The 2,197-nt window shown below is 32.6% G+C and carries 1 protein-coding gene; it reads right to left on the bottom strand.

The window, feature by feature from the left end; translation table 11 throughout:
* Nucleotides 1–184: 184 nt before the first annotated feature.
* A partial coding sequence (locus COZ07_RS05045; protein WP_406607492.1) for a DUF655 domain-containing protein occupies nt 185–2,197 on the bottom strand: 2,013 nt, incomplete at its 5' end.

The raw sequence follows: 2,197 nt of genomic DNA, 5'->3' as shown, positions 1-2,197 counted from the left end.
ATCGCTTCTTGAGCTTCCCAGTTTGACACTAAAATTTCTACATTCCCATTTAATTCATCTTCGCTCATTTCTAATTGATTTAAAATAGTTATAATTCCTTTATTTTTTAATATTTTCTCTAAATTTGTGGCTAATGAAATATCTTTGGCAATATAAATAACTTTCCACATTTTAAATAAAACTCCTAATCATAATCTGTATCATTTTTTAAAACATCTTCCGTCCATATTTTATCCTTTCCTAAAATATTACCAATTTCCTCTTTTAATTTTTCACTAATATTCACTAAATATTTTTCTCCTATAAGATGTAATAAAGTTTTATCTTTATTTTTAAAATGAAGCACTACTTGACTTTTTCCTGGATAACTACAAAATATTTCCTTTAACCTGATTAAAATATTAGTTTCATTATTATAGTAAGAATTAATTTCTAGATGAAGTTGGTTAGAAAGATCTTGTTTAATTGCTTTTTCTTTAGAGATAAATTTTTTATTTTCTAGGTATTTATCTAAAAGAGATATTTTTTCGGCAATAATTTTTCTCTTTCCTTCTGTCACATCAAGACCTCCTTCTATTATAACCATCTCATCTTTTTTTATAAGCTCCTTAGACTCTTCATAAACTTTAGGAAACACTATCACTTCTACCGTGCCCTCTAAATCTTCTAAAGTAATAAATACCATAAGATTCCCATTTTTAGTACTTTTTCTTTTAAAATTACCAATTACTCCAGCTAAAATTACTTTGCTTTTATCGGGAAGATTAGCTAATTCAGCTGAAGTAGAAGTTATGATTTTCTTTAATTTATCCTGGTAATCATGCAGAGGATGATATGAAATATATAATCCTAACATCTCTTTTTCCATAGCTAAAAGTTCTTTTTTAGACACTTCTAATATATCTGGCAATTGGTCTGGATAATTATTACTAGTTTTATTTGGATTATTTTCTTTAAAAAGATCAAATATAGAAGTCTGCCCGTTTTTTTGGGATTTTTGATATTCTTGTCCATCCTTTAATGCTAGATCTAAAATTGCTAATAATTGGGATCTTTTTGCTCCCAGGGAATCGAAGGCACCACATTTTATTAAACTTTCAATTACTCTCTTATTCACTATCCTTAAATCAACTCTCTGACAAAAATCATGTAGAGAAGTAAAATTAGAATTCTTTTTACGTTCTTTAATGATATTTTTTATAGCTTTTTCACCCACATTTTTTATAGCAGCCAATCCAAAACGGATAACCTTTTCCCCTACTACAGTGAAATTTACCAAACTTTGATTTATATCAGGAGGCAATATTTCGATATTCATATCCCGGCATTCTTTTATATATAAAGCTACCTTATCATTATTCCCCATAATACTGGTAAGCAAAGAAGTCATATATTCTACGGCATAATGTGTCTTTAAATAGGCGGTCTGATAGGAAATAAAGGCATAGGATACGCTATGAGATTTATTAAAACCATATCCGGCAAATTTCTCGATAACATCAAAAATATGTGCCGACACTGTTTCATCTACACCACGATTTTTAGCACCTGAAATAAATGTCTTGCGCAGCTTGGCCATTTCCTCTGGTTTTTTCTTACCCATGGCACGACGTAATAAATCAGCGCTACCCAATGAATAACCCGATAAGACCTGTGCGATTTGCATCACTTGTTCTTGATATAAAATCACGCCATAAGTGGGTTTTAAAATGGGTTCAATATCAGGATGAAAATAATGTACTTTTTCACGACCATGTTTGCGATTAATAAAATCATCGACCATGCCAGATTGCAATGGACCCGGCCGAAATAACGCAACGAGCGCTGTGATTTCATCAAAACAATCTGGCTGTAGTCGACGTACCAAATCTTTCATGCCACGTGATTCTAGTTGAAATACTGCTGTGGTTGCGCATGACTTCAAAAGAGAAAATGTTTTTTCGTCATCTAATGGAATTTTTTCGATGTCTAAAATCCCTCGCGAACGTCGTTCGCCAGCCTCTTTTTCAAAGCTCGATGAGTGTGGCGAATCAGGGGGGAGTTGATTAATCGCATCGACTGCCCACTGAATAATGGTCAGCGTGCGTAAACCCAAAAAGTCAAACTTCACCAAACCCACTGCTTCAACATCATCTTTATCAAACTGGGTAACAACATGGGTTGATCCCGATTCACAATACAGCGGTGCAAAATCAGT

The sequence above is a fragment of the Candidatus Infernicultor aquiphilus genome, assembly GCF_002784285.1.
GTDB lineage: Bacteria > Atribacterota > Phoenicimicrobiia > Phoenicimicrobiales > Phoenicimicrobiaceae > Infernicultor > Infernicultor aquiphilus.
This window is presented reverse-complemented; position numbering and strand designations above follow the sequence as displayed.